This is a genomic window from Paenibacillus sp. FSL R7-0179 (assembly GCF_038002265.1).
Taxonomy (GTDB): domain Bacteria; phylum Bacillota; class Bacilli; order Paenibacillales; family Paenibacillaceae; genus Paenibacillus_AQ.
On record NZ_JBBOCC010000002.1, the window covers coordinates 3,198,666 to 3,223,607 of the forward strand.

Here is a 24,942-nt window from a genome sequence, read left to right on the forward strand (position 1 = left end):
TCCAACAGTGGCCCTTTATCCAGTGAAGTAATGCCATTTCCCACAGCTTGGGCAAGCCCACTGACCTGAACCGTCCGCATAATAACCGCATGATTGGCAGATTCAATCCGGTACACTCCTAAGCATCAATTCCAGTCGCAAGACATTTGTTGGCACGTTTGAAAGGTCTGTTTGCTCCGCATTATTTCCACTCATGGATGTTCTCTGCCCACGTTTCCAAAAAGATTGAAGAAAGCAGTTTAGAGAAATATGAAGCCCACATGAAATCAATCCTCGAATAAACACCCACTAATATTTGTGGGCATTTTGTGGGCACTATTAATTTTTTGCCCCTACTGTCCCCGCCTACCACAAACAAAAAAAGCCCCCGGCGCGTATAGCGCCAGGGGCTGCTGTATCCTAGTAAAGCGTCATGTACTGATCTCTTTCCCACTCGTGAACCTGGGTGCGGTAGATATCCCATTCGATTTCCTTCAGCTCGTAGAAGTGGGCCAGGGCGTGTTCGCCGAGGGCTTCTGTAATCACGTGGCTGCGGATCATTTCGTTCAGGGCTTCCTTCAGATCGGCTGGAAGGCTTGGGATGCCTTCTTCGATCCGCTCTTCTTCGGACATCACATAGATGTTACGGTCGATAGGAGCTGGAAGATCGAGCTGACGCTTGATTCCATCCAGACCTGCCTTCAGCATAACAGCGAGTGCAAGGTAAGGGTTAGCTGCAGGGTCCGGGTTACGAACCTCTACGCGTGTGCTGAGTCCTCTCGAAGCCGGAATACGGATCATCGGGCTGCGGTTACTTGCTGACCAAGCTACATAACAAGGTGCTTCATAACCAGGCACCAGACGTTTGTAAGAGTTGACAGTCGGGTTAGTGATCGCTGCAAAAGCACGTGCGTGCTTCAGAATCCCCGCCATGTAATAACGGGCAGTCTTGCTAAGGCCCAGCTTATCGCTCTCATCGTAGAACATATTCTCTTTGCCTTTGAACAAGGATTGGTGAGCGTGCATACCAGATCCGTTCATACCGAACAGCGGCTTAGGCATAAAGGTTGCATGCAGGCCATGATGGCGGGCTACCGTCTTCACGACAAGCTTGAAGGTTTGAATCTGATCCGCTGCCTTGATGGCATCGGCATATTTGAAGTCAATTTCATGCTGGCCGGAAGCCACTTCATGGTGGGAGGCCTCAATTTCAAAGCCCATTTCTTCCAGTGTCAATACGATTTCGCGGCGGCAGTTCTCCCCAAGATCCATCGGCGCGAGATCGAAATAACCACCCTGGTCATTCAGCTCTGTAGTCGGATTGCCCTTCTCATCTGTTCTGAACAGGAAGAATTCCGGCTCTGGTCCAACATTCATAGCGGTGAAGCCCATTTCTTCAGCTTCCTGCAGACAACGCTTGAGGATACCGCGCGGGTCTCCGGCAAACGGCGTGCCATCCGGCATGTACACATCACAAATCAGACGTGCCACACGGCTATCAGTCACCCAAGGGAAGATAACCCAGGTGCTCAGGTCCGGATACAGATACATGTCGGATTCTTCGATCCGCACATAACCTTCGATGGAAGAGCCGTCGAACATCATTTTATTGTCGAGTGCTTTTTCAAGCTGGCTTACAGGAATCTCAACATTCTTGATTGTTCCCAGCAAATCGGTGAACTGCAGGCGAATAAACCGGACGTTCTCGTCCTTGGCAATGCGCAGAATATCCTCTTTAGTAAAACTCACGTTACCCTCTCCCTTTCAACAGCTCTATATTATTTATTAAAAAACCGGGATAGCTCACCTTGGATTAGAGACACTTGTCCCGGTCTTTTACCGGAAACCAGCTCCTGCTTTAGCAGACGGTGAAGCTGCGAATCAGACAACTCTCTACGTCTCACCTCTGTATCAGGGGTAATAACCGTAGCTTCTTCAGATTCCTTCGAGACAGGATTCATCACCTGCTTGATGCCGGCAATATTAACACCCTTCTCAATCAACGCCTTAATCTCAAGCAGACGTTCCACATCATTAAAAGAGAACAAACGCTGGTTGCCGGAGGTACGCGCAGGTACGATCAGGCTGTGCTGCTCATAATAACGAATCTGTCTGGCGGATAGATCAGTTAACTTCATTACGATTCCAATAGGAAATAATGCCATATTTCTGCGGATTTCATCACCCATGACTCATCCAACCTTCCAATGATCTTTTTCTCATCTCATTGTACATTTCCTTATATGGCGTGTCAATGGTATGTGAGTTTTTCTCACAAGATTTCTTTCACCCATTGTGAGATTAAGAGATCCAAGGGTCAAATGCATGGGCTTTGGTTTCCCGAAGTATATCATAAAGAACAATCCACACGCAAAATTACAGGCTGCGGCGAAGGCTGCAGCAAACCAGTATTCGACTGTACAACTCCTGTGTCCAGCTCCATGTCATGTTATGCTTCAATAATCCATTCACCTTCACCCGCCGGCGTCTCGAATCCGTTCAGGAAACGGGTCAGAATCTCCCCGGTAATAGTGAATGCCGCATTAGCGTCAAACCGCGCGCTGCGGATGCGGAGTCTCCGTCGCAGTTCTTCCGGTTCTACCTTCAGGTGAACCAAGACCCACTGTCCGCCGTGCTGCTCGATCAATTGTTTGTATTTGTCACGTCTTCGCTTCTGCCAGAAGCTGAAATCCACCACGACATGACGCTTCCCGGCAAGCAGCTCTATTAGCTCCTTACGCAGCTTCTGTTCCGACTCCTCTTTTAAGGCTTCATAAGCCTCTTCAGGGTAATCAATGCCATAACGGCCATGGGTGCTCCAGATATCCTCATCGATGGACAGCCGGACGAATCCCTCCTGCTCCAGCTTGAGCGCAAAGGTCGTCTTGCCCGATCCCGCTAATCCACACATCATTACAGCAACCGGAGCTGCATTCTCCTGCTTTCTCTGCAGCAAGCGTTCAATAGCTGTTGCTTCCTCCAAGGTCCGCCCTCCTCTCCAAGCCTGATGTATGAACATAACAGCTTCTATGTTGAACAGGTACTAGAGCATCTTGCGCTCCCTCATACTCTGCAAGGCCATTAAGACCCCGTATTTGACATGGGAATAGGTTAAACCGCCTTGCATATACCCAATATACGGTGCGCGGATGGGCGCATCTGCCGACAACTCCAGGCTTCCGCCCTGGATGAATGTACCGGCAGCCATGATGACCGGATGTTCATATCCCGGCATGTCCCAAGGCTCAGGCACGACATGGCTGTCTACCGCTGCTGCGCGCTGGATGCCCTGCACGAAGGCGATCAGATGCTCTGGTCCGTCAAAAGCCACCGCCTGGATCAGATCCGTACGCGGCTCATGCCAGGTAGGCTTAGTGGTGAAGCCGCAGCGCTGGAACACCGCCGCAGCAAAAATACTGCCCTTCACGGCTTGTCCCACCGTATGCGGGGCCATGAACAGACCTTGATACAGGCCGCGCGTCGTGCCCAGCATCGCCCCTACCTCACCGCCGATTCCAGGGGCAGTCAGGCGGTAGGCCGCCAGCTCCACCAGATCTGCGCGGCCGCAGATATAACCGCCGGTCTCGGCGATTCCGCCGCCGGGATTCTTGATCAGCGAACCGGCGACCAGATCAGCGCCAACCTGCGGCGGCTCCAGCGTCTCGGTGAACTCTCCGTAGCAATTATCCACGAATACGATGACATCCGGCTTAATGGCTTTTACCCGCGTTGCCATCTCGCCAATCTCAGCGACCGTGAAGGACGAACGCCAGTCATAGCCGCGCGAACGCTGGATTCCGATGACCTTGGTCTTGTCATTTATCGCCAAGGCGACCTCATCCCAGTCGACCTTCCCCTCTTCTGTCAGCGCTGTCTCCCGGTAGCCGATGCCGAAATCGGCCAGTGAGCCTGTCCCGTCTCCTGGTTTGCCAACTACCTTGTGCAGCGTATCATAAGGGCGTCCTGTAATGTACAACAGCTCATCTCCGGGCCGTAATACACCGAACAGAGCTGTAGATATCGTATGAGTTCCTGAAGCGAAATGCGGCCTTACCAGCGCTGCTTCCGCACCGAATACTTCCGCATAGACCAGATCAAGCACCTCGCGCCCCCGGTCATTGTAAGCATATCCGGTAGAGCCTGCGAAGTGAAAATCACTCACATGCTGGCGCTGGAAGGCTTCGATCACTTTCCACTGATTATGATCCACAATCCGGTCCAGTGTCTTCACCGCACCTTCGATTTCCAGCTCTGCAGCTTCCGCTGCCTGTAATAAATCCTCTGCGAATCCTGTCATGTCCTATTCATCTCTCCTAACATTCCTATATAATGATCTCCCGCTAGTGCATCAGTGAAAACCCGCACAACAAAGCCTGCCTGGATCAATCTCCAAAGCAGACTGTTGCAATGCGGGGATATAGACGCTTCATCTCTGACCAGCCAAATCAGCTTCCACTGGATCGGATAAGCAATTATTGCGGCTCCACGAATTCAGCCAGCTTATAGCTCCATTTATCGTAATCCTCTTTGTTCAGCCGCACGTTATAGAGTACATCGCTCCCGTCATAATCCTGATCAAGCACCTCGCCCACCCGGTAGAGCAGGGAAGACAGATCCCCCCGGTCTCCGGGAATGCGGAAGATTAGAGTATCCCCGGCAAGCTGATCGCTGATGATCTCCGTGATCCGTGACAGGTCGTCCTCATTAAAAGCACTGATCTTCAGGAAGCCCTCACCGGTCGGGAGCATCTCCAGCTGCTGCGGCTGACACAGATCGATTTTGTTGAACAATACAACCTGCGGCTTGCCTGCCGCGCCCAGATCCTGCAGAATTGTCTGAACGACCTCCATCTGCTCCTCGCGCATCGGAGAAGAGGAATCCACCACATGCAGCACCAGATTGGCTTCATTCACTTCCTCCAGCGTAGCGCGGAAGGAGGCTACGAGATCATGCGGCAGATTCTGAATGAAGCCGACGGTGTCTGTAAGCACGACCTCCTTACCGCCCGGAAGCTGAAGCACACGTGAGGTAGGGTCAAGGGTAGCGAACAATTGGTTCTCGATATACACATCGGCGTCAGTCAGCTGCTTCAGCAGCGTTGATTTGCCAGCATTGGTATATCCAACAAGCGCCACCTGAACCGCACCGCTCTTCCGGCGGTGTTCACGGTGCAGCTCACGGGTCTTGACCACCTCGTCCAGTTGGCGCTTCAGCTCAGTGATGCGGTCACGGATATGCCGGCGGTCCATCTCCAGCTTGCTCTCTCCGGGACCTCTCGTACCGATTCCGCCTCCCTGACGCGACAGATTCTTGCCTTGCCCGGACAGACGAGGCAGCAGATAAGACAGCTGAGCAAGCTCTACCTGGATAATCCCTTCACGGGTCTTCGCGCGTCCGGCAAAGATATCGAGAATCAGCTGTGTACGGTCAATGATTTTGAGATCCAGTGCCTCTTCCAGATTACGCACCTGCGCCCCGGACAGCTCCTGATCGAAGATCGCGGTATTTGCGCCAAGCCCGTCAGCGGCCATCCGAAGCTCTTCCACCTTGCCTTTACCGATAAACCACCTGGAATCGGGGGTCTCCTTATTCTGCCGCAAGACATCCAGCACCTCTACTCCGGCGGTCTCTGCTAATTGTACCAGCTCCTGGAGCGATAGCTCCGGGTCTATGCCCGTGCGTTTGATTTTGTCCGTCACCAGGCTGACGAGAATCGCCCGGTCCTGCACTTCTGTCTCTGTGTCATGTGTTGTAGTTGCCATTCATTCCATGCTCCTCATCTATTCTTGCTGGACTATCCTTTGAAATCCTCGGTCCGCAGCGTCATTAGCTCCTGCTTGCCCGGACTTGTGCTCTCATACTGGTTCAAGAGCCGCACAGCCTGTGCGCGCACTGCCTTCTCAATACTGTTGCGCACATATCTTGCATTGCTGAAAGCATGCAGACTCTCTGTCTTCTCCGTAAGCAATTGCTGCTTGAGTCTGAGTATGGCCTGCGGCATCAGAATATAATCACGGTCTTTGGCCATCAGCTCGGCAATCTGCAGCAGCTGGTCGATGGTATAATCGGGAAATTCAACCTGGATCGGAAACCGCGAGGGCAGACCCGGATTGCTCATCAGAAAATAATCAATCTCGCCGGAATACCCGGCCAGAATCAGGACAAACTGGCTGCGGTGGTCCTCCATCGATTTGACTAGTGTGTCGATGGCCTCCTTGCCGAAATCCTTGTCTCCGCCACGGGCCAGACTGTAAGCTTCATCGATGAAGAGAATGCCACCGAGCGCTTTTTTAACCAGATCCCGCGTCTTCTGGGCAGTATGTCCGATATATTCCCCTACCAGATCTGCGCGCTCTACTTCAATCAGATGCCCTTTGCTGAGCACACCCATCCGCTGAAACAGCTTCGCCACAATCCGTGCAACCGTGGTTTTGCCTGTTCCCGGATTGCCCTTGAATACCATATGGTAGGCCTGGCCTCCGGTGGCAAGTCCGGCTTCACTGCGCATCTGGGCCACCTGCAGCAGGGCATAGATCTCGAAGACCAGCTCTTTGATGTTATCCAGACCTACAAGTGCATCCAGCTCCCGGCTCAGCTCCTGGAACAGTCCGCTATGGCTGCCGGGCTTGGGAGCTGCTGTGCCGCCCGCACTATCAGCCGGCAAGCCGGACACCGGGGCCGGAGCCTGATTATTCAGCACAATGTTAATCTGCCTGGACGGTCTGCGTTCTTCCCGTCCGCTGCTTGCCGCCGCTACATGTCCGTTCACCTAGTTCACCTCATTATACAGGTCTGACTTGCTCTAACCAGTCTATTCCAGTATAAAAGGCGTTATTAGCAGTTTTGGAAATTAGCAGATTTACAGCGACAGCTCCTGCAATTTCCATTTGGTGTAGGCCAGAATCTCGCGGGACTTATACTTAAGCATCGACATCACCTTAGACTCTGTGACACCAAGCTCCGGGTTCTTATACCCCAGCTTACGCGCAGTCTCCAAAGCGCGGCGGCCATGGAAATCATGGGTAATGACGACGGCTGAAGACAATCCCTCTTGCTGCATGATTGTCTTACTGAACAGCAGGTTCTCGTAAGTGCTGGTAGACTGGTCCTCCAGATAGATCAGCTTGTCCGGTACTCCATGGGCAACCAGATACCTCTTCATCCCTTCGGCTTCCGTGTATTTGTAGTCCGGCTGATCCAGTCCTCCAGAGACAACAAAATGGCTGAACGCACCAGATTTATACAGCTCAAGCGCATAATCCAGCCGTTCCTTCAGCCCGGGACTCGGTTCATCCCCCCACATTGACATCCCCAGAATAACTCCGGCGTCCGCTTTCATCATAGGCGTGGTGGTTACCGCACTGTTAATTCTGTTAAACACTACCCCGCACCAGATGAATCCGGCTGCAATCAGTACCAGCAGCGATACCGTCAGCACCTTCTTCGTACGATGGTGGCGCCTCCGCGATACTTTGCGGATCGGGGATGAGCCCCGTTGATAAACATACCAATCCATGATCTACTTCCTCCTAAATTCTCCGTGATGAAACAATTCGGCACGATGCTTCAGTGAAAGGGAGAAATACGGAAAGGCATGAGCGTCTATCGCACGCAGTATTGCATTGGCTGTTGACCAGGCTAACTGATAATCACTGTCCGTGATATCTTCCCGCTCCAGCGCTTCCTCCAGTTCATCCTCATCCAGCAAAAACACTTCACCATTCCACAGCACTACAACATCCAGATACAGATCGTCGAACCAGGGAACCCCTTGATCGGTTACGCCCTGGACCTTGCAGGTGTCAATGTACCACTGCACAATATTTTGCCGTTCATCAAACATGGCCGTCACAATATAGTGGCTGTCCTTGGGAAAATACTGCAGCCATGAATATCCCTTGTCCGCAATGCGGTATGTATGCCTGCCGTAACTCTTCCACAGCGGCTCCTTCAGCCCGTATATAGTGTAGAGTGTGATATAACCGCTGAACTCCCGGGTCTCCACATAGCGGCAGGCAAAATGGCGGCGGGTAATCCTGCGCCAGTTGGCCCGGTCTCCGAATTTACGTTTCATATGAATAACCCTCTTCTGATAATGGTGCATTCAGCTTAACACATTTTGCAGAGACACTCAAAACAAGAAAACCCCGACATCCGGCAATTCTGCATCGTGCAGAGCTCCCGGAGCTGTCAGGGTAATCGTTCATGCTATGAATTTGACTTCATGCCAGTCTAATGCACATTGCCGGGTCCTTCAACAAAACCGCTGCCCGGATCACTTGCCGGATCGGTTCCGGCATTCGGGTCAGGGATGATTCCGGGATCGACAGTACCGCTCGTCGCCTCCGGTGCCGGTGTTGGTAATGGCTCTGGCGTAGCAGGCGGCGGTGTCATCTCAGGCGGGGATGTGGCTGCTCCGCTGCCGCCCTCCCCTCCTTGACCATTGCCGTTATTACCTGGACCATGGTTACCCGGTCCATTATTACCGGAACCATTATTACCCTGTCCATTATCCGGCGGATTGCCGCCGTTCTCTCCATTTCCGGAATTGCTGCCGTTATCGGGGTTATCCGTAGGCATATTCGGATCAGGCGTTGCCTCTGGCTCAGGGGTCTGAAGCTCATCCTGGACGGACACGGTTACAGTCTCCGACGGCTCGCTCTCCTGATCAAGCTCCTGATAATATGCAGTCACATAATATTCATAAGACAGTCCCGGCATCGCACTAATGTCCCCGATATTCGAGGCCATGGTGTTCATAATCGATGTGAAGTCCGTCTCAGAGGTCTCACGGCGGTAAATACGGTATTCTACCCCGCTGGCCGCAGCAGGATTCCAGCTCATATTCACCGTCATCGTAGAAGGATCATAAGCAGCCTGGAAGCCCGTTACCGCCGATACCGCTTCAGGTGTCGGTGTAGCCTCCACCTCTGGAGCCGCGCCCTTCGGTACCGGGAACTGCTTGGCAGGTACACCTTCCAGCGCCTTCTCCATGACCTTGCCCCAGAAGGCGGCGGCCAGCGGACTGCTGTTCTTCAGCAGATGGGTCTTACTCGGCTTGTCATAGCCCATCCATACAGCAGCCGTCCATTCCGGTGTATAACCCACGAACCAGACATCGCGGTTCGAGCTGATGCCCTTATACCCGCTCTGCGTCGTACCGGTCTTACCGGCTACCGGACGGTTGATTTTCGCTTTTTTACCTGTACCGTCCTGTACAACACGCTGCATCATCTCTGTCATCTGATAAGCGGTCTGTTCACTCATCACGCGCTCAGGCTTGGTGTTCGCCTTGTAGACCGTCTTATCGTCTTTGTCGTCAATCGACTTGATGGAGTATGCCTCCCGCAGCTCTCCGCCATTGGCGAAGGCACTATAGGCCTGGGCCATCTCCATCGTGTTCGTTCCCTCACTCATCCCGCCGAGGGCGAGCGACAGGTTCTTGTCTTCATCCTTCAGGTTGATCCCCAGCTTCTTGGCGAACTGGAAGCCGGTATTCACACCGATCTCATTCAGCAGCCAGACCGCCGGAATATTCTCCGACTTCGTCAGCGCATCGCTCATACTGATCGACTTCGAGTACCCGTGCAGGTTGTTCGGGCAATATTTGCCGAAGCACTGCTTCTCATTGCTCAGCATGGAATCATTCGTGAATTTGCCGGATTCCAGTGCCGGGGCATAGGATACAAGGGGCTTGAAGGCAGAACCCGGTGAACGGCGGCTGCCGTCGATCCGGCTGTAGCCTTTTTTCTCATAATTGCGTCCGCCCATCAAGGCCACGACACTGCCGGTCTCCTGGTTAATAATGGTCATCGAGCCTTGTACCAGCTCATCGTCCACACTTTTCTCAAAGTTGTCACTGTCGGCAAAAGCATCCTCAATCGTCTCCTGGGCATGCTTATCCATGGTTGTATAAATCTTGTAACCGCCGATGTTGAGATCATCCTCGGTCAGCCCGAATTTGTCCTCAGCCTCACCAATCGCATAATCAATAAATGCCTGGTAACGCTGCTTCTTCTCAGGCGGCTTGTAGTTGTAATCCACGGCCTTTGCCTCGTCCATCTGCTCCTTGGTTATCAGCTTCTGCTCATACATGAGTTGAAGCACTACGCCGCGGCGTTCCTTCGACAGCTCGGGGTTACGCAGCGGATTATAGCGGGACGGCCCTTTGGGCATTGCAGCCAAGGTCGCTATCTCCCACAGCTCAAGTTTATTCAGATCGCTTTTCCCGAAATAACGGATCGATGCTGCCTTGATCCCGTAAGTGGTACCGCCGAACGGAATCCGGTTCAGGTACATCTTAATGATTTCTTCTTTGGTTTCTGTTTTCTCCAGTGCCACGGCAATCGAAACCTCAGTCGCTTTGCGGAAGAAGGTCTTATCCCGGGTCAGGAAGATATTCTTCGCCAGCTGCTGGGTAATCGTACTGCCGCCTTCAACCATGCTGCGTGCTGCAATATCCTTGACAGCCGCGCGTCCGATGGACCAGAGATCCACCCCGTTGTGCTCGAAGAACCTTTTGTCCTCGGTGGCTACGAATGCGTCAACCAGCAGCTTGGGAATATCCTGGTATTCCACCGGGTCGCTCTTCTCCAGCGATAACTCGCCGATCAGGTTCTTGTTCCGGTCAAAAATCTGCGTCGGCGGGTTCACCGTCAGCTTGTCCCGGTTCTCCTCCAGCAGCTTCTGCCCGTTCAGCATGATGAACAAGTAGCCGCCCAGCGCACAAAAAATAGCCAGCGCAACTGAAAAAAACAAACTCCACAGCACACGTTTTTTGGTTAAGAATCTTTTCTTTTTTTTCTTCGGCTTCCCTTGGGAGCTGGACGGCTGACTTCCTCTGTTTCTATTGCCGCCGCTCCGGGTTAGTTGGTCTCTGGACATGCTGCCTCCTGACTCCCTTAACGGAAAAAACATAAATGATGTTCACGAATGAAAAGAACAACCTTCTCAGGTTGCTCTCTCGCACTCTCTATTCAAACGATTTATAAACAAAAAGGTTTCGCTTCAAAACAGTAAAATCTTAATTCTCGTTATTGTTGTCCTGCATCAGTGATACGCTTCGCTGCGGCGTAAACGTGGAAATCGCATGCTTGTACACCATCTGCTGGCGCCCGTCACTGTCGATGACAATCGTGAAGTTGTCGAACGCTTTGATAATTCCCCGGATTTGAAAGCCGTTGGTCAAATATACTGTAGCAGGGATATTCTCTTTGCGCAGCTGGTTCAAGAACGTATCTTGAATGTTAATGGACTTGTTCATATGACGTACCCCCAATGGTTCAATTAGATTGTTCAGAAGTATATTCAAGACCTGTAAGAAACTTTCCTGCTATTATACCATTTAATTTCGCAAAATTCTCAGAAAAGTTTTGGCTCTCCAGGACGTCCATCCACTGAATCTCCTTCATGTGGCGAAACCATGACAACTGCCGCTTGGCAAACCGGCGGGTATCACGCTTCAGCAGCACCACGGCTTCCTCAAGCGTCATCTCCCCCTCCAGGTAGGCGGCAATCTCCTTGTAGCCCAGACCCTGCATAGACACAAGACTCCTGCCGTAGCCTTGATCCAGCAGCCGCTGCACCTCAGGCACGAGGCCATCCGCCAGCATCTGATCGATTCGCTCTTCAATACGTTTATATAGTATTTTCCGGTCCATTGTCAAACCGATCAGGCATAAATCATAGGGAGACTCCTTGTTCTGGCCGGCCAGCGAGTCGGATAAAGGGACATTCGTCTGGTGAAAAATCTCCAGCGCGCGGATGATCCGCCTGCGGTCATTGGGGTGCAGCCGCTCCGCGCTGGCCGGGTCTACCGCTGCCAGGCGGGCATGCAGGGCATCAGCCCCATGCTCTTCGGCGTAAGCCTCCTGCTGCTCACGGAACGCCTCGTCAGCCACCGCTTCAGAGAAGCGGAAGCCGTAGCACAACGATTCAATATATAGTCCAGTCCCGCCGACAATAAAAGGCAGCTTGCCCCGCGCGCTGATCTCCTCGATCAGCCTGGCCCCCTGCTCCTGGAACTCAGCCGTGGAATACGCGTCCTGCGGATCATGAATATCAATCAGGTGATGAGGGATGCCTTTCATCTCTTCAGGGGTAATCTTGGCCGTCCCGATATCCATCCCGTGGTAGACCTGCATCGAATCTCCGGAGATGATCTCGGCTCCGTGCGCCTCAGCCAGCTCCAGGCTCAGCCTGGTTTTTCCGACCGCAGTCGGTCCCAGCAGTACAAGCACCTTGCGTTTCGTCTCAGTTGTCAATGGTAATCACCCCGTACGATGTTTTGGCATTGGCCCGCAGCAGCTCCTTGAAGCCGAGGCGGGTGAATTCTCCGCTCAGCGCCTTCTCCTTGAGCAGCACGGTCTTGCGGGCCACCCTGGTGGCCTCAGCCACACTGTCAGCCGACAATGCAGCAGGATTGGCGAATTGCCGCAGCGGCGAGATGGCTGCCGAGTCCGTCAGCGGCACCCGGAACATCGGATCGAAGTAGACAATGTCGATGCTCTTGTCCGGCTGGGTCCGCAGGTATTCCAGATGGTCCCCGTGCCGCACATCAATACGCCGCAGTGCCTCATTCACCTTCACCTGGCCGGATACATACCCGCTCATCCCTTCCACCAGAAGAGCATACAGCGGCAGTGAGCTCTCCAGCGCCGTCACCTTGGAGGTCTCCCCTCCAGTGACTGCGAACAGCAGCGAATCTGCTCCGAGTCCGGCCGTGCAGTCCAGCACGCTGTCGCCGGGGAGCATGCCTGCGGCATCGATCATGGGGTCCGGTTCACCTCTTAAAATTCTTTTGGCACGGACAAAGCCCATGCTGGGATGGAATTCCATCGGCGGCATTCCAGGCGTAATCAGCCGGACCGCCTCCTGCAGCACCACCAGAATCTGTTCGTCCCCGTAATGCTCCACCAGCTTGCCCATTGAGAACTTCGCTCTCGGAGCATAAGCGCAGCCTGTGCGGTCTGCAAGCTCCCGAGCCCGGGCCGCCACTTGCGGTATCGGGTCAAAGCCCGTGGTTATAATCATGTTGCCTCCGTTCTGCACTCTATAAATGTACAATATAGCCACTACATAACGCGCTTAAACAGCTTCTCCAGATCATAGGCCGAGAACGACACAACGATCGGGCGTCCATGCGGGCAGGTATAAGGCTGACGGCAGGCTGCGAGCCTGGTGAGTAGCGATTCCACTTCCAGCTCTGTAAGCTTCTGGTTGGCTTTGATCGAAGCCTTGCAGGAGCAGAGAATGGAGGATTTCTCGCGCAGCTTGGCGAGGTCAATCGACCGTTCGCTCAGCACCCACTCTGCCATCTCTTCAATGACCGCCTTCTCGTCCCCTTCCGGGAACCAGTACGGCAGGGAACGGACCAGGAAGGTCTGGCCGCCAAAATGCTCCAGCACGACCCCGGCCTGCTCAAACCAGTGGAGCCGTTCGCTAAGCTGCCTGCTCTCCGAAGGCGTGAACTCCAGCGTAATCGGCAGCAAAAGCTCCTGCGAGGCATCTTCCGGCTTGCCGAATTTCTCATAATAAAATTCATAATTCACCCGCTCATGCGCAGCGTGCTGGTCAATTAAGTACAGCCCGCTGTCATTCTGGGCGATGATATAGGTACCGTGATGCTGGCCGATATAATTCAGCTCAGGAAACTGCGGAAGACCAGTGTCAGTCTGCTCAACAGGTGCGTACAGCTCCCCGGCCGCCTGCTGCTGCCCCCGGCCAGCGGTGGCTGTCTGAGGACGATAGCTGTCGCGGAGGCCGTTAAACGGCTGGCGGTAGGAACCCTGGGTGGCGTTACCGCCGCTGTATGCAGCGGCCGTCTCTCTGGCCTGCTGATCCTGTGCATTGCTTCCGCTATAAGGCCGGGTATTCCCGGATGCTTGGGAAGCAGCGTAAGTGCCGCCAGCGGCAGGGTTGGCAGCTTCCGTTAATGGACCAGCACTGCCAGAGAACGGGACGCCGCTCCGTCCGCTGGTAGGCGGCTGACTGCCCGCAGCAGCGCCACCACCGCCAAGCATTCCCTGGCCGTAGCTGCTCGGAGCTGCTGACTTTTCTGTACCTCCCGCTTCCGTAGCTTGCTGGAAATTGCCCGGAGCTGCGCCTTTGGAGAAGGCGAATTGCTCCTGAATGAATGAGCTGCTATTCTTGCCGCCGATGATCTCCTTAGTAGGGCGTGGAATCAGGCTCTGGCCCATCAGCAGCGAGCGGAGCTGCTGTTCTATGAACCCGTACAGCTCCGGTTCTTTGCTGAAGCGCACTTCAAGCTTGGCCGGATGCACGTTAACATCCACCAGTGACGGGTGCATCTCCAGCTTCAGGACCAGCAGCGGATAACGGTTAATCGGCAGCAGCGTGTGGTAAGCACGCATGATGGCCGCATTCAGTCCGTTGCTGCGGATGTAACGGCCACCGACCAGCGTCGTAACCGCATTGCGGTTCGAGCGTGTCCATTCAGGACGGCTGATATAGCCGGAGATCCGGAAGTCCGGATCTTCCGCCGTCACCGGGAGCATGGCCTTGGCTGCTGAGGTGCCGTATACAGCAGCAATCACCTGCAGCAGGTCTCCATTGCCCAGCGTATGCAGCAATTGGTTGCTGTTATGCTGGAGGGTGAAGGAGATATCCGGGTGAGCCAGTGCCATCCGGTACATGGCATCCGAGATATGGCCCAGCTCGGTCTGGATGCTTTTCATATACTTCAGGCGGGCAGGCGTATTATAGAACAGCTCCCGCACCGTGAGGTCACTGCCTTGGCCGGAAGCCGCATCTTCATTGCGGATCAGCCTGCCGCCCTCAATGTCCAGCACCCGTCCCTTCCCGTCGTCTCCGCTGGCCGTCAGCAGGGTCAGCTTCGATACCGCTGCGATACTCGCAAGCGCTTCTCCACGGAAGCCGAGACTGGTGATCTGGAAGAGATCACGGCCGCTGGCAATTTTGCTGGTCGCATGGCGGTAGAAGGCAGTCTCGCAGTCCTCCGGCTCGATCCCCGAGCCGTTATCCTTCACCCGGATGCTCTGCAGTCCCCCCTCTTCCACAGAGACTTCAATACGGGTGCTGCCCGCATCGATCGCGTTCTCGACCAGCTCCTTTACCACAGAAGCAGGACGTTCGACTACCTCCCCGGCAGCAATCTGGTTGGCAATATGCTCATCCAGCACATGAATTTTAGCCATATTCGTTCACCCCGCATTTATTTAATTTATAAATATTATTGAACATTTACGGACTGTAACATTCGGGCCGCGTGTCTGCTTGCGAGCACAATGTATGCTGTTTTTCACATACATTCGGGCCGTGTGCCCGCTTGCGAGCACAATGTATGCTGTTTTTCACATACATTCGGACCGGGTGTCTGCTTGCGAGTACATTGTATGCTGTTTTTCACATACATTCGGGCCGCGTGTCTGCTTGCGAGCACAATGTATGCTGTTTTTCACATACATTCGGGCCGTGTGCCCGCTTGCGAGCACAATGTATGCTTTTTTTCACATACATTCGGACCGGGTGTCTGCTTGCAAGTACAATGTATGCTGTTTTTCACATACATTCGGACCGGGTGCCTGCTTGCGAGCACACTGTATGCTGTTTTTCACATACATTCGGGCCGCGTGTCTGCTTGCGAGCACAATGTATGCTGTTTTTCACATACATTCGGGCCATATTCCGCTGTACAGCCAATTGTATTCGGTTTTAAGCGTACCTTCACGGCAGCAGTTCCGCTGAACTACAGCTCTCTTGCCTTCAGCTTCAGTTCGTTCAAGAGGCCCATCGCTTGCAGCGGGGTCATATTCATCAGATCTGCGCCTTGCACGGCATTGATTAGCTCTTTGATCAGCGGATTGTCTTTGACGGCTGGTGCCGCTGCCCCACCCTTGCGGTTCTTGCGCGGCTCCTCCTCACCAAAAATAGACAGCTGCACTACTTCATTGTCCTCTTCCTCTGCAGGAGAAGCAAGGGATGCAGCAGCTTCCCGCTGTCCGGCAGCCATAGAAGCTGTTGCTTCGGGATACGCGTCTGGATGTGCCGGAGCTTGTGTGGTGCGTTCAAGCGAATAGGAATGGCTTCCTGTGGCAGCTCCTTCTCCGGTATCCGGCATCTGCGCAGCGGTAGCCTGATGCTCTTGTATAACCGTTCCGCTCCCGCTCCGCTCACTGTAACCCGTGCCGTAATTCAGCGCTGCGGCGCCCGGCGGAGAAGCCTGTTCAATGCTCTGAAGCAGCCCGTAAGCCCGGTCGATAATTCCTTCCGGCAATCCAGCCAGCCTTGCACAATAGATCCCGTAGCTGCTGTCCGCAGCTCCCGGCACCAGCTTGCGGAGGAAGTTCACCTTGTCGCCGCTTTCCTGGACCGCCATGGAATAATTCCGCAGACCGCTAAGGCTCTGCTCCAGATGGGCCAGCTCATGGAAATGCGTGGAGACCAGTGCCTTGCAGGCAATGGTATCATGCACATATTCGATCACCGCCTGGGCAATCGCCATCCCCTCGCTGGTCGAGGTCCCCCGCCCCAGCTCATCGATAATGATCAGGCTGCGGGCGGTTGCTTTCTCGGTCATGACTTGAATGTCGGCCATCTCGACCATGAACGTGCTCTGGCCGCCGATCAGGTCATCCGCTGCACCGATCCGCGTGAAGATACGGTCGATCAGTGCTACCTCAGCACTGGCCGCAGGCACGAAGCAGCCGATCTGGGCCATGATGCAGATGAGCGCCACCTGGCGCATATACGTGCTTTTTCCGGCCATGTTCGGTCCTGTGATCAGCAGGATATTGCCCTCGTCCTTACTGAGTGTGCTGCCGTTGGCAATGAAAGCCGAATCCTTCAGCACCGCTTCTACGACTGGATGGCGTCCGCCTTCAACCCGCAGATCGTAGCTGTCGGACAGCTTAGGCTTCACGAACCGGTGCTCCGCGCTGACCGCTGCGAGGCACTGATACACATCAATCTCCGCCACCTTCTCAGCCAGCGCCTGCAGGCGCGGAACCTGGCTGCTGATCCGCTCGCGCAGCTCGGTGAACAAACTGTACTCCAGATCTGTCATCTTATCCTGGGCTTCCAGGATGAGCGCTTCTTTCTCCTTCAGCTCAGGAGTGACATAACGCTCAGCATTGGCCAGTGTCTGCTTGCGCTCGTAACGGCCTTCCGGCAGCGAGGACAGATTGGAGCGGGTAATTTCTATATAATAGCCGAAGACTTTGTTGTAGCCGATCTTGAGGGATTTGATCCCCGTCACCTGGCGTTCCTTCGCTTCAAGCTCGGCAATCCAGCGCTTGCCGCTGCTGCTGGCTTCCCGCAGCTCATCCAGCCGCTCATGGTAGCCCGCGCGGATAATTCCGCCGTCACGCACGGACACCGGTGCATCCTCCACAATCGCCCGTTCAATATCCTCTCGAAGCTCCGCGCATTCATCCATGGATGCGCCAATCTCCCTTAAGGTAGAAGAGCCGGAAGTCAGACACATCTCCTTCAACGCAGGAATCTGGGCCAGAGACAGTCTGAGTGCATTCATATCCCGCCCGTTCGCGCTGCCGAAGGCAATCCGTCCGACCAGCCGCTCCAGATCGTAAATCTCCTTCAGCGCTCCGCGCAGATCCTCGCGGACGATGAACTGGTTATACAGATAATCGACGGCTTCCAGACGGCGCTCAATCGGCGCGCGCTGCAGGAGCGGCTTATCAATCCGGCGGCGCAGCAGACGTCCGCCCATCGAGGTCTCGGTGCGGTCCAGGAGCCATAGCAGCGAGCCTTTTTTGGAGCGTTCCCGCACGGTCTCGGTCAGCTCCAGATTCCGCCGGGTGAACGGATCAAGAATCATATAATTCCCCGGCTCGTAAGGTGAGATCTGGGTAAGCTGTCCCAATGAACGGCGCTGGGTCTCGCTGAAATAGGAGATCAGCAGCGCCAGGGCACGGCCGCGCTCCTTCTCCAGCCGGACCCAGGCCGCTTCGCCGAACTGGCGGCGGGCCAGCGCTTCCTCCTGCTTGTCCCACGGGGTATAGACCACAGGCTTGGCCAGCAAGGAAGCCTCACTGCGCAGCTCCTCCAAGAGGGCTGAATCCCCGATAATCTCCGCAGGCTCATAGATGCCAATCTCGTCGCGCAGCCACTCGGTGCTTGCGAGTACCGAGGTGACATACAGCTCACCTGTCGTCAAATCGCAGGCGGCCAGCGCCATCATCCCGTCTTCCTCTGTTACACAGACGAGGTAGTTGTTGCTTTTGTCCGAAATAATCTTGCCGTCCATCACCGTACCCGGTGTTACGACCCGGACGATATCGCGGCGGACCATCCCTTTGGTCACCGCAGGATCATCCAGCTGCTCGCAGATCGCGACCTTGTAGCCCTTCTCGATCAGTCGCTGTATGTACCCCTCGGCGGCATGATACGGCACACCGCACATCGGAATTTTTTCCCCAATGCCGCCATCGCGGCCTGTTAAAGTAATCTCAAGCTCTTTGGATGCAAGCAGTGCATCCTCGAAGAACATTTCATAGAAATCGCCCAGACGAAAGAAAAGGAAAGCGTCTTTAGCCCCTTCCTTGACTTTGAGATACTGCTGAATCATCGGCGTATAGTTTGCCATCGTCTACCTCCATACCTACTTCATACTGTCCTCTATTATAGCAGAAACTCCGCTCCCCGGGTTACCCCCGGCACACACGAAGCATGTGCTAAAGCTGGGGCTGGTGTTTAGGGCGCTGGCAAACGGCGAATCTGCTGCAGTAAATGCAATTGCTATGATAATTACTTCGTTATTTAGAGTAGTCATTGAGCATAGTAGTTTGTTAAAAAATAGCCGCCATACTAACAGCGTCCTACACCTAGCGGTGAAGAAAAGCTGTAAACGGCGGCTATCGGGACTTGACGGACGGCAGGCTCTATTGAAAAGCATCCGCCCGCCCGGACGGCAGCGCCCCGGAGTCCGGCGGGGCGCTCCGTACCCAGGAGCCGCGGATATCCCGCGACTCATCCCAGCTCTGCTGCTCCGCTATGGCGCGCAGCAGCGGATCAATCCACCGGGCGGCGGCTGCGTAGCCGCCCAGTGCGCGCAGCTGCGCCTCCAGGGGAGACCAGGCTGTGCGCAGAAGGTCTTTGCCGCCGCTGTAGAAGGCGGCATGCAGGTCTTCCCGGTCGAGCGGGCGCAGCGGCAGGTCTTCATAATGGCTCACGATCAGGTGAGCCAGGCAGACCGCGCCTTTGGCGATGACCGGGGAGACCAGGAAGCTCGGCAGGGTCCGGTACTCGAAGCCGCCATGCGGCTGAGGACGGAAATCGCCGAGCACGCCATAGCGGGGACGCCGGGCCGCAGCCCGGATGTCCTCCAGCAGGAACAAGGGCAGCGCTAGATAGTTATCTAGCGCACGCAAGAGCGGCGCACACAGCGTGACGCCGCTGAAGTGCAGGTGGCCGCCGAGGGCCCAGCCCCGCAGCGGCATACCTCCCGCCCGCCAGCGCAGCGAGCGGTCGGCAATGAGCCGGTCCGCCTCGCGTGCGGCGGACATCAGCTGCGCCAGCAGCGCGCGCGGTTCCCCGCGCGGCGCAGGGCGCAGCTCCGCCACCGGGAACACGCCGTGCGTTCCCGGGGGTCCGGCGTCGCAGCCCGCGACGCCGTCCGTGGGCAGGTACCGCGACGCCGGCACGACGCGGCCCGTGGATTCCCGGAGCAGCAGGAACTCCGGGTCCATGCCCATGAGCAGCCCGGGCCGGCCCGGCTGCTCACTGTCAAGCATCCGCGCAAGCGCTGCGGATGCTGACTGGTATGGCTCAGGCAGTGTTCCTGCGGGATCAGGCACCACCGGAGTGATGCCTGTCACCATGTACCGCCGCCCGCCCATAGCCCGCAGCTCCACCTCACCGCTGTCCAGCCCCAGACTATACAGTGCCCGCACCGCTGCCGTCCGCAGAACCCCCGCAGCCCCCCGCAGCTCCATGCCCCCACCACCTAAGCCGCCAATCTCATCCACGCCACTCCCAAACTCCCCTTGCCCTCCAGCTCCCACTCTCCCGCTCCCATACTCATCCTGCCCCCCAGCTCCCACTCTCCCGCTCCCATACTCCTCTTGCCCTCCAACTCCTACTCTACCGCTCCCATACTCACCATGCCCTCCAACTCTTCCCCTGCCACCCCCATACTCCTCTTGCCCTCCAACTCCTTCTCTACCGCTCCCATACTCACCATGCCTTCCAACTCTTCCCCTGCCACCCCAATACTCCCCTTGCCCTCCAACTTCCCCACCATCACTTCCATACTCCCCTTGCCCTAGCGCCCCTCTCCCGCCACTCCCATACTCACCCTGTCTTACAGCTCCTAACCCGCCACACCGATCCCCGCCCAGCCCTCCAACCCCCAGCGCCCCGCCCATCGCCGCTCCCGCTCCAAGCGGCTGGCAGTCCAGCACAGCCAGATTGAAAATGAGCACGCGGTAGTGCTGCCTGTAGCTTACGGGGTCTTGTCCATGCGGGTGGGTCTGGGGAACTCTTGTATCTTGTCGCCTCGCCCCTCTAGCGATAGAGTCAGAGTCGGCCTCTATCCCGCAGCGCCGGAGCCTGCGCTTAATCTGCTCCGGCGCAAGCTGCCGGAATATGTTCAGCCCTTCATTCATGTCTAATGCCTCCGCCCATACGAAAATCCCTCAGGGCCATATCCCCTCGCGCACCGTCCAGTAACCGGACAATACCCTTTGAGCGATAAGCCGCTGAGGAAAACAGACCCCCAAATATTCAAGTGGAAATAGCACAATTATCCTAACGAAACTCTACCGCATGTACACGAGAACCCGAATACAGATCACAAATATAAGTCCCGCATAAAAATTGAACCCGAGTCTTGATCGCCGCTGCGGTGTTTAGTTGGACAGCCGAACGCCGCCCTATTTAAACTTCCTGATGACTGCCGCTTCTCCGGCGCAAGCCTCCCCTTCCGCATCCCTGTACCTTGAAGGATAATTTATCATGTGGAACATATAAATTCTGGCGTAATATTTTCAAAAAAATATATTGGCATTTTAAAAAAAAGAGGGCATTCGCCCTCTACGCCGCTGCCCTCTCATCATATAATGGATCATAACCCACACAGTACTTCAGGCAGCGGCGTATTCGTTCCTACAACTCATCATCCAGAGCGTCAGGGTCCAAATCATCGTAATCATAATTCTCGCCTTCAAAATCATAATCCTTGTCTTCCAGATCGTCACTCTGATCACTGACATACACGCGGACCTTGGTCTCAGCCACCAGTTCCGCCTCGAACTCGCGTTCCACCCGGAGTGTCACACTGCCTCCGCCCGGCGATACCCCGGCTTCCACACAATTGGGTTCCTGCGTTGCCTCCGCAGAGACCTGTGCCGTGGAAGCACGGTGTCTCGGGTCGAGGTACGACAATGGAATAAGCTCCACATAGGAGACCGTTTCCTTGGCAACCTCGGTCTGCTTGTTTTTGTCGTACGAATACCAGATGTTCACATCATAGGTACCGATTACTTCGATTCCGTTCCCGGCGGCAACCGCTTCGTACTGGTGGTTAATGATCCAAGCCCCCAGAATACTAGTCGGATGATGTGGCGGAGTCACGGTATGGGTTGCTGTAGAGAACTTACGACCTTTGCCGCAAATTGCCTTCGTAATGATCTCCCTTGTTTGACGTTTATGGCTTAATGACATCTTTGAACCTCCTCCATACAATCATTCACTATCAAGTGTATGCACGTTCTGGGCATTTGTTGATTGTTAGAGTAGAAATAAATTTGGGTAAGCCCTCAGATGCCGTAACTGAAGCCCTTTGCTTCATTTTATTGCCGGATTTAGTCCATTATGAGTCGTAATGTATGATGCAAAGCCTATAAATTTTTATATTTAACAAAAATAGCGGCTCCCCCGAACCGGGAAAACCGCTACTTTTTGTTGTGCCAACATTCTTATGCCGGATAGGGGTAAAGGCCCCTGCTAGGAAAGTACACGTACGATGCCAAGCTGCCGGTGGCGGCTGAGATCGATGAAGTCCTCACCGATGTTCACCAGCGGACGCAGCGGGTCATGGGCCAGAATCATAATGATTTTGCCGATCTGCCCGTCCGTCAGGAGCACCTCATTGCCGATCATCGACTGCATCAGCTTATTAATGAACACACTGCAGATATACGGGTCCAGCTTGCCGTAGACATTCTCGTCCATCTGCTTGAGCACCTCATACAGCGGCGCGGCTGTACGGTAGAACCGGTCCGAAGTCATCGCGTGGAAAATATCCGCCACCGCTACGATCTTGCTGAAATCCGTAATCCGGTGGCCCAGCACGCCGAAGGGATAGCCGCTGCCGTCCATCCGTTCATGATGCTGCAGTGCCACTAGCGCCTGCATATGATTGGTGCCCACCGTATCGCGGATCATCTCATAGCCATAGGTGGTGTGCTTCTTCATCAGGGCATATTCATCCTCACTCAGCGGACCCGGCTTGGTCAGGATCTCGGCCGGAATCATAATTTTGCCGATATCATGCAGCGTCGCAGCAATCGTCAGCATACTCAGCTCGTCCGGCTTCAGCTTCAGCCATTTGCCGAGCAGCGTAGAGATGATGCCCACCGCTACATTATGCCTGTATGTATAATCATCCTTAGTCTGCAGCGCAGACAATATTCCAAAGAAATCATTCTTCTCACTCACCTGCTGGATGAACGGGATCACTTCATTCCTGAGCTCAATCATCGGCAGACGCTTCGTCTTCGTATAGCGCAGCTGCTCAAAAATACTCTCCATCGCCGCCGTACAGTCATCCACAGCCAGCTGATAGAATGCAGCGCTGTCGACCTGGACCACATCCTGCGGCTCCAGAACGATCTTGTGCTGCGTAATCAGGCGGATATGCTCTCCGGTGAGCAGGGTCAATGCCGGCAAGACAAATACACCGCTATGATTAAAAAGGTTCGCTACCAGCTGTTTGCCGATATATTGATCATTGCTGTTATTCATATTCCTCACCTGCCAGACCAAGATTCTTGGGTTATGGACATCACTTAAGAGACAAGCTCACTTGAGGTGCTTATGTTTCTTATCGTTATTTTACACCGGAATGTGAATACCTGACACCTAAATTACATGGATTTGCTTACGCTTTGTCCTTCACAGGCTGCTTGTCCTTCGCTGGACGCAGCTCCACCGGGCTTTTATAGCGCTTGGCAATCTTAAGATACAGCGCCAGCTCGCGGCATAATTGCAGAATCGCGGAGCGGATCTCGAATTCCTCACGCGAATCCGGCAGCTCCATCTCCTGGAATTCCTGCTGCAGCTCCTCCAGCAGCCGTTCGGTCCGGCCGGTATATTCCTCAGCCAGCACATCGCCGCTAAGCTGGTCGAACAGCTCTGCCACCATATCCCCATGCGGCAGCTGCCGGTAGACCTGCGAGAGCAGCTGCATCATATTCTGGATGGACTCCAGCTGCTCCTTGCGCATATAGAAGTACACATTCCAGGCCTCATCCGGGTGGATCACATGATTCTCCATTTCCCTGGCTGCCGCGCTCAGTCCCTTCTGCACTGCCTCCCCTGCCCCGATCAGCTCTTTCCCGTCCCAGATATAACCGGGATCACGGAGCGTTCTGGCCATTTGCCGGAAGATAACCGAGAAATAGCCGTCCACCTCTTTGCGGATGCCTGCAATGATCCCGCCGGTCTGCGGCATATAGATGAAGTTCACAAGTCCGGCCGAGCCGAGGCCGATAATCAGCAGCTCCACCTGCTGCAGCAGGATATGAACCGTGATATCAGCTTGTCCAAATACACGGAACACGATAACCGAGCTGGTGACGATCCCTTCCTTGAAGCCGGATTTGACAATCAGCGGGAAGCCGAACAATACATACAGTCCGAGTACCCAGTAATGAAAGCCCAGGGCCCAGAACAGAATACAGCCCAAAAAGAGTCCCACCAATGAGGCGAAGAAGCGCGCCGTAATCGTGCGTAGACTCCTTTTGCGGGTCGTTTCCACCCCGAGAATAGCCAGCAGTCCCGCGCTTTGCGCATTAGGGATACCAGCGGCGGCTGCCAGCAGAATAGACAGCAGAGTTGCAGCCGCCGTTTTAATAATACGAAATCCCATGTGAATATCTCTCCTACACCGTTAAGCTTCATAATTCAGTTAAAGATATAGTCATGGTACAAGATTTTGCCAAGAGACACAATATGACATGGTTCTTACCGCCCTGACAGCAGCAGCTTCTCCACATATACCACCAGCTGGTACATAGCAGTAGCTACAGCCGCAATAATGAGCAGGCTCGACATGACCAGGGTGAAGTTGAACACCTGAAAGCCGTAAATAATCAGGTACCCCAGTCCCGATTTCGCCACCAGAAATTCACCGACAATGACGCCGACCCAGGACATGCCGACATTCACCTTGAGCGTGGAGACCACAGCCGGGAACGACGCCGGAAGAATGACTTTGCAGAACTCCTGGCTCTTGGAAGCGCCGAAGGAGCGGACCACCTTGACCAGATTCGGGTCCACGCTGCAAAAGCTGTTGTACACTACCAACGTCGTGATAATCACCGTAATCGATAAGGTGGTAATGACGATGGCAGTGAAGCCTGCCCCGAACATGACAATGAAGATCGGGCCGAGCGCCACCTTCGGCATACTGTTGAACACAACCATATAAGGGTCCAGAACGGCGGACAGAAAAGGTGACCACCAGATGACGACAGCCAGCAGCGTCCCGATTAAGGTGCCCAGAATGAAGCCCACCGCGGTCTCGCCCACGGTCATTCCCAGATGCGGCCACAGACTGCCGCTGACCATGTCCTCCCAGATCTGCCCGAACACCTTCGTCGGATAGCTGAACAGCAGCTCATCGATCCAGCCCATTCTGGCCCCGGCTTCCCAGAGCACAAAGAACACCAGCAGCAGGCTGCTCCGGACCATAATCACCTGACTCTTGCGGCGCAGCTTCTTCTTCCTGTAATCCGCATG

21 protein-coding genes are annotated in these 24,942 nt (G+C 54.7%); 1 reads left to right on the forward strand and 20 read right to left on the reverse strand.

Annotated features, from left to right (window positions below):
- Positions 1-399: 399 nt before the first annotated feature.
- The 16 genes from glnA to MKX63_RS30335 form a co-directional block, all read right to left on the reverse strand.
- Positions 400-1,728: a type I glutamate--ammonia ligase gene (gene glnA / locus MKX63_RS30260; RefSeq protein ID WP_341022418.1), complete on the reverse strand. Its 1,329-nt coding sequence runs from the start codon at positions 1,726-1,728 to the stop codon at positions 400-402.
- A gap of 29 nt (positions 1,729-1,757) precedes the next feature.
- Positions 1,758-2,168: a MerR family transcriptional regulator gene (locus MKX63_RS30265; protein WP_019910684.1), complete on the reverse strand. Its 411-nt coding sequence runs from the start codon at positions 2,166-2,168 to the stop codon at positions 1,758-1,760.
- Between the two features lie 260 nt (positions 2,169-2,428).
- Positions 2,429-2,962, reverse strand: a complete 534-nt coding sequence (locus tag MKX63_RS30270; RefSeq protein ID WP_341022419.1) for an AAA family ATPase — start codon at positions 2,960-2,962, stop codon at positions 2,429-2,431.
- 60 nt (positions 2,963-3,022) lie between these two features.
- Entirely contained in the window at positions 3,023-4,276 is a 1,254-nt protein-coding gene (locus tag MKX63_RS30275; protein ID WP_341022421.1) for a methionine gamma-lyase family protein, read from the reverse strand.
- Positions 4,277-4,451: 175 nt separating this feature from the next.
- Positions 4,452-5,741: a GTPase HflX gene (gene hflX, locus MKX63_RS30280; protein WP_341022423.1), complete on the reverse strand. Its 1,290-nt coding sequence runs from the start codon at positions 5,739-5,741 to the stop codon at positions 4,452-4,454.
- A gap of 32 nt (positions 5,742-5,773) precedes the next feature.
- A complete protein-coding gene (locus MKX63_RS30285; protein ID WP_341022425.1) occupies positions 5,774-6,748 on the reverse strand; it encodes an AAA family ATPase in 975 nt (324 codons plus the stop codon).
- A gap of 90 nt (positions 6,749-6,838) precedes the next feature.
- The gene (locus tag MKX63_RS30290; RefSeq protein ID WP_341022427.1) at positions 6,839-7,495 is read right to left on the reverse strand and encodes a YdcF family protein; all 657 of its coding nucleotides are present in this window, start codon (positions 7,493-7,495) and stop codon (positions 6,839-6,841) included.
- A gap of 3 nt (positions 7,496-7,498) precedes the next feature.
- Positions 7,499-8,053 carry a DUF402 domain-containing protein gene (locus MKX63_RS30295; RefSeq protein WP_076079356.1) on the reverse strand — a complete coding sequence of 185 codons (555 nt, stop codon included), beginning with the start codon at positions 8,051-8,053 and terminating at the stop codon, positions 7,499-7,501.
- 158 nt (positions 8,054-8,211) lie between these two features.
- The gene (locus tag MKX63_RS30300) at positions 8,212-10,863 is read right to left on the reverse strand and encodes a transglycosylase domain-containing protein (protein WP_341022429.1); all 2,652 of its coding nucleotides are present in this window, start codon (positions 10,861-10,863) and stop codon (positions 8,212-8,214) included.
- A 139-nt stretch (positions 10,864-11,002) separates the two neighbouring features.
- Positions 11,003-11,242: an RNA chaperone Hfq gene (hfq, locus tag MKX63_RS30305; RefSeq protein WP_036695479.1), complete on the reverse strand. Its 240-nt coding sequence runs from the start codon at positions 11,240-11,242 to the stop codon at positions 11,003-11,005.
- A 19-nt stretch (positions 11,243-11,261) separates the two neighbouring features.
- A complete protein-coding gene (miaA, locus tag MKX63_RS30310; RefSeq protein WP_341022432.1) occupies positions 11,262-12,242 on the reverse strand; it encodes a tRNA (adenosine(37)-N6)-dimethylallyltransferase MiaA in 981 nt (326 codons plus the stop codon).
- On the reverse strand, positions 12,232-13,011 hold the full coding sequence (locus tag MKX63_RS30315; RefSeq protein WP_341022433.1) for a class I SAM-dependent methyltransferase: 780 nt from the start codon (positions 13,009-13,011) through the stop codon (positions 12,232-12,234). Before MKX63_RS30315 ends, miaA begins: the two co-directional genes overlap by 11 nt.
- Positions 13,012-13,052: 41 nt before the next feature.
- Positions 13,053-15,155 (reverse strand): DNA mismatch repair endonuclease MutL, encoded by a 2,103-nt coding sequence (gene mutL, locus MKX63_RS30320; RefSeq protein ID WP_341022435.1) that lies wholly within the window; start codon positions 15,153-15,155, stop codon positions 13,053-13,055.
- Between the two features lie 551 nt (positions 15,156-15,706).
- A complete protein-coding gene (mutS, locus tag MKX63_RS30325; RefSeq protein WP_341022436.1) occupies positions 15,707-18,565 on the reverse strand; it encodes a DNA mismatch repair protein MutS in 2,859 nt (952 codons plus the stop codon).
- 295 nt (positions 18,566-18,860) lie between these two features.
- Positions 18,861-20,021 (reverse strand): putative amidoligase domain-containing protein, encoded by a 1,161-nt coding sequence (locus MKX63_RS30330; protein ID WP_341022438.1) that lies wholly within the window; start codon positions 20,019-20,021, stop codon positions 18,861-18,863.
- Between the two features lie 35 nt (positions 20,022-20,056).
- Positions 20,057-20,221, reverse strand: a complete 165-nt coding sequence (locus MKX63_RS30335; protein WP_341022440.1) for a hypothetical protein — start codon at positions 20,219-20,221, stop codon at positions 20,057-20,059.
- Positions 20,222-20,408: 187 nt separating this feature from the next.
- Between MKX63_RS30335 and MKX63_RS30340 the strand changes: the two genes are divergently transcribed.
- Positions 20,409-20,591, forward strand: coding sequence for a hypothetical protein (locus MKX63_RS30340; protein WP_341022441.1), 183 nt, complete (start codon positions 20,409-20,411; stop codon positions 20,589-20,591).
- A 493-nt stretch (positions 20,592-21,084) separates the two neighbouring features.
- Here MKX63_RS30340 and MKX63_RS30345 read toward each other — a convergent pair whose 3' ends face one another.
- The 4 genes from MKX63_RS30345 to MKX63_RS30360 form a co-directional block, all read right to left on the reverse strand.
- Positions 21,085-21,642, reverse strand: coding sequence for an outer spore coat protein CotE (locus MKX63_RS30345; RefSeq protein ID WP_341022442.1), 558 nt, complete (start codon positions 21,640-21,642; stop codon positions 21,085-21,087).
- 282 nt (positions 21,643-21,924) lie between these two features.
- Positions 21,925-22,944, reverse strand: a complete 1,020-nt coding sequence (locus MKX63_RS30350) for an HD-GYP domain-containing protein (RefSeq protein WP_036699042.1) — start codon at positions 22,942-22,944, stop codon at positions 21,925-21,927.
- 136 nt (positions 22,945-23,080) lie between these two features.
- On the reverse strand, positions 23,081-24,070 hold the full coding sequence (locus tag MKX63_RS30355) for an aromatic acid exporter family protein (protein ID WP_341022443.1): 990 nt from the start codon (positions 24,068-24,070) through the stop codon (positions 23,081-23,083).
- A gap of 95 nt (positions 24,071-24,165) precedes the next feature.
- Complete coding sequence (locus tag MKX63_RS30360; protein WP_445323569.1) at positions 24,166-24,918, reverse strand: ABC transporter permease; 753 nt, start codon at positions 24,916-24,918, stop codon at positions 24,166-24,168.
- Between the last annotated feature and the right edge of the window lie 24 nt (positions 24,919-24,942).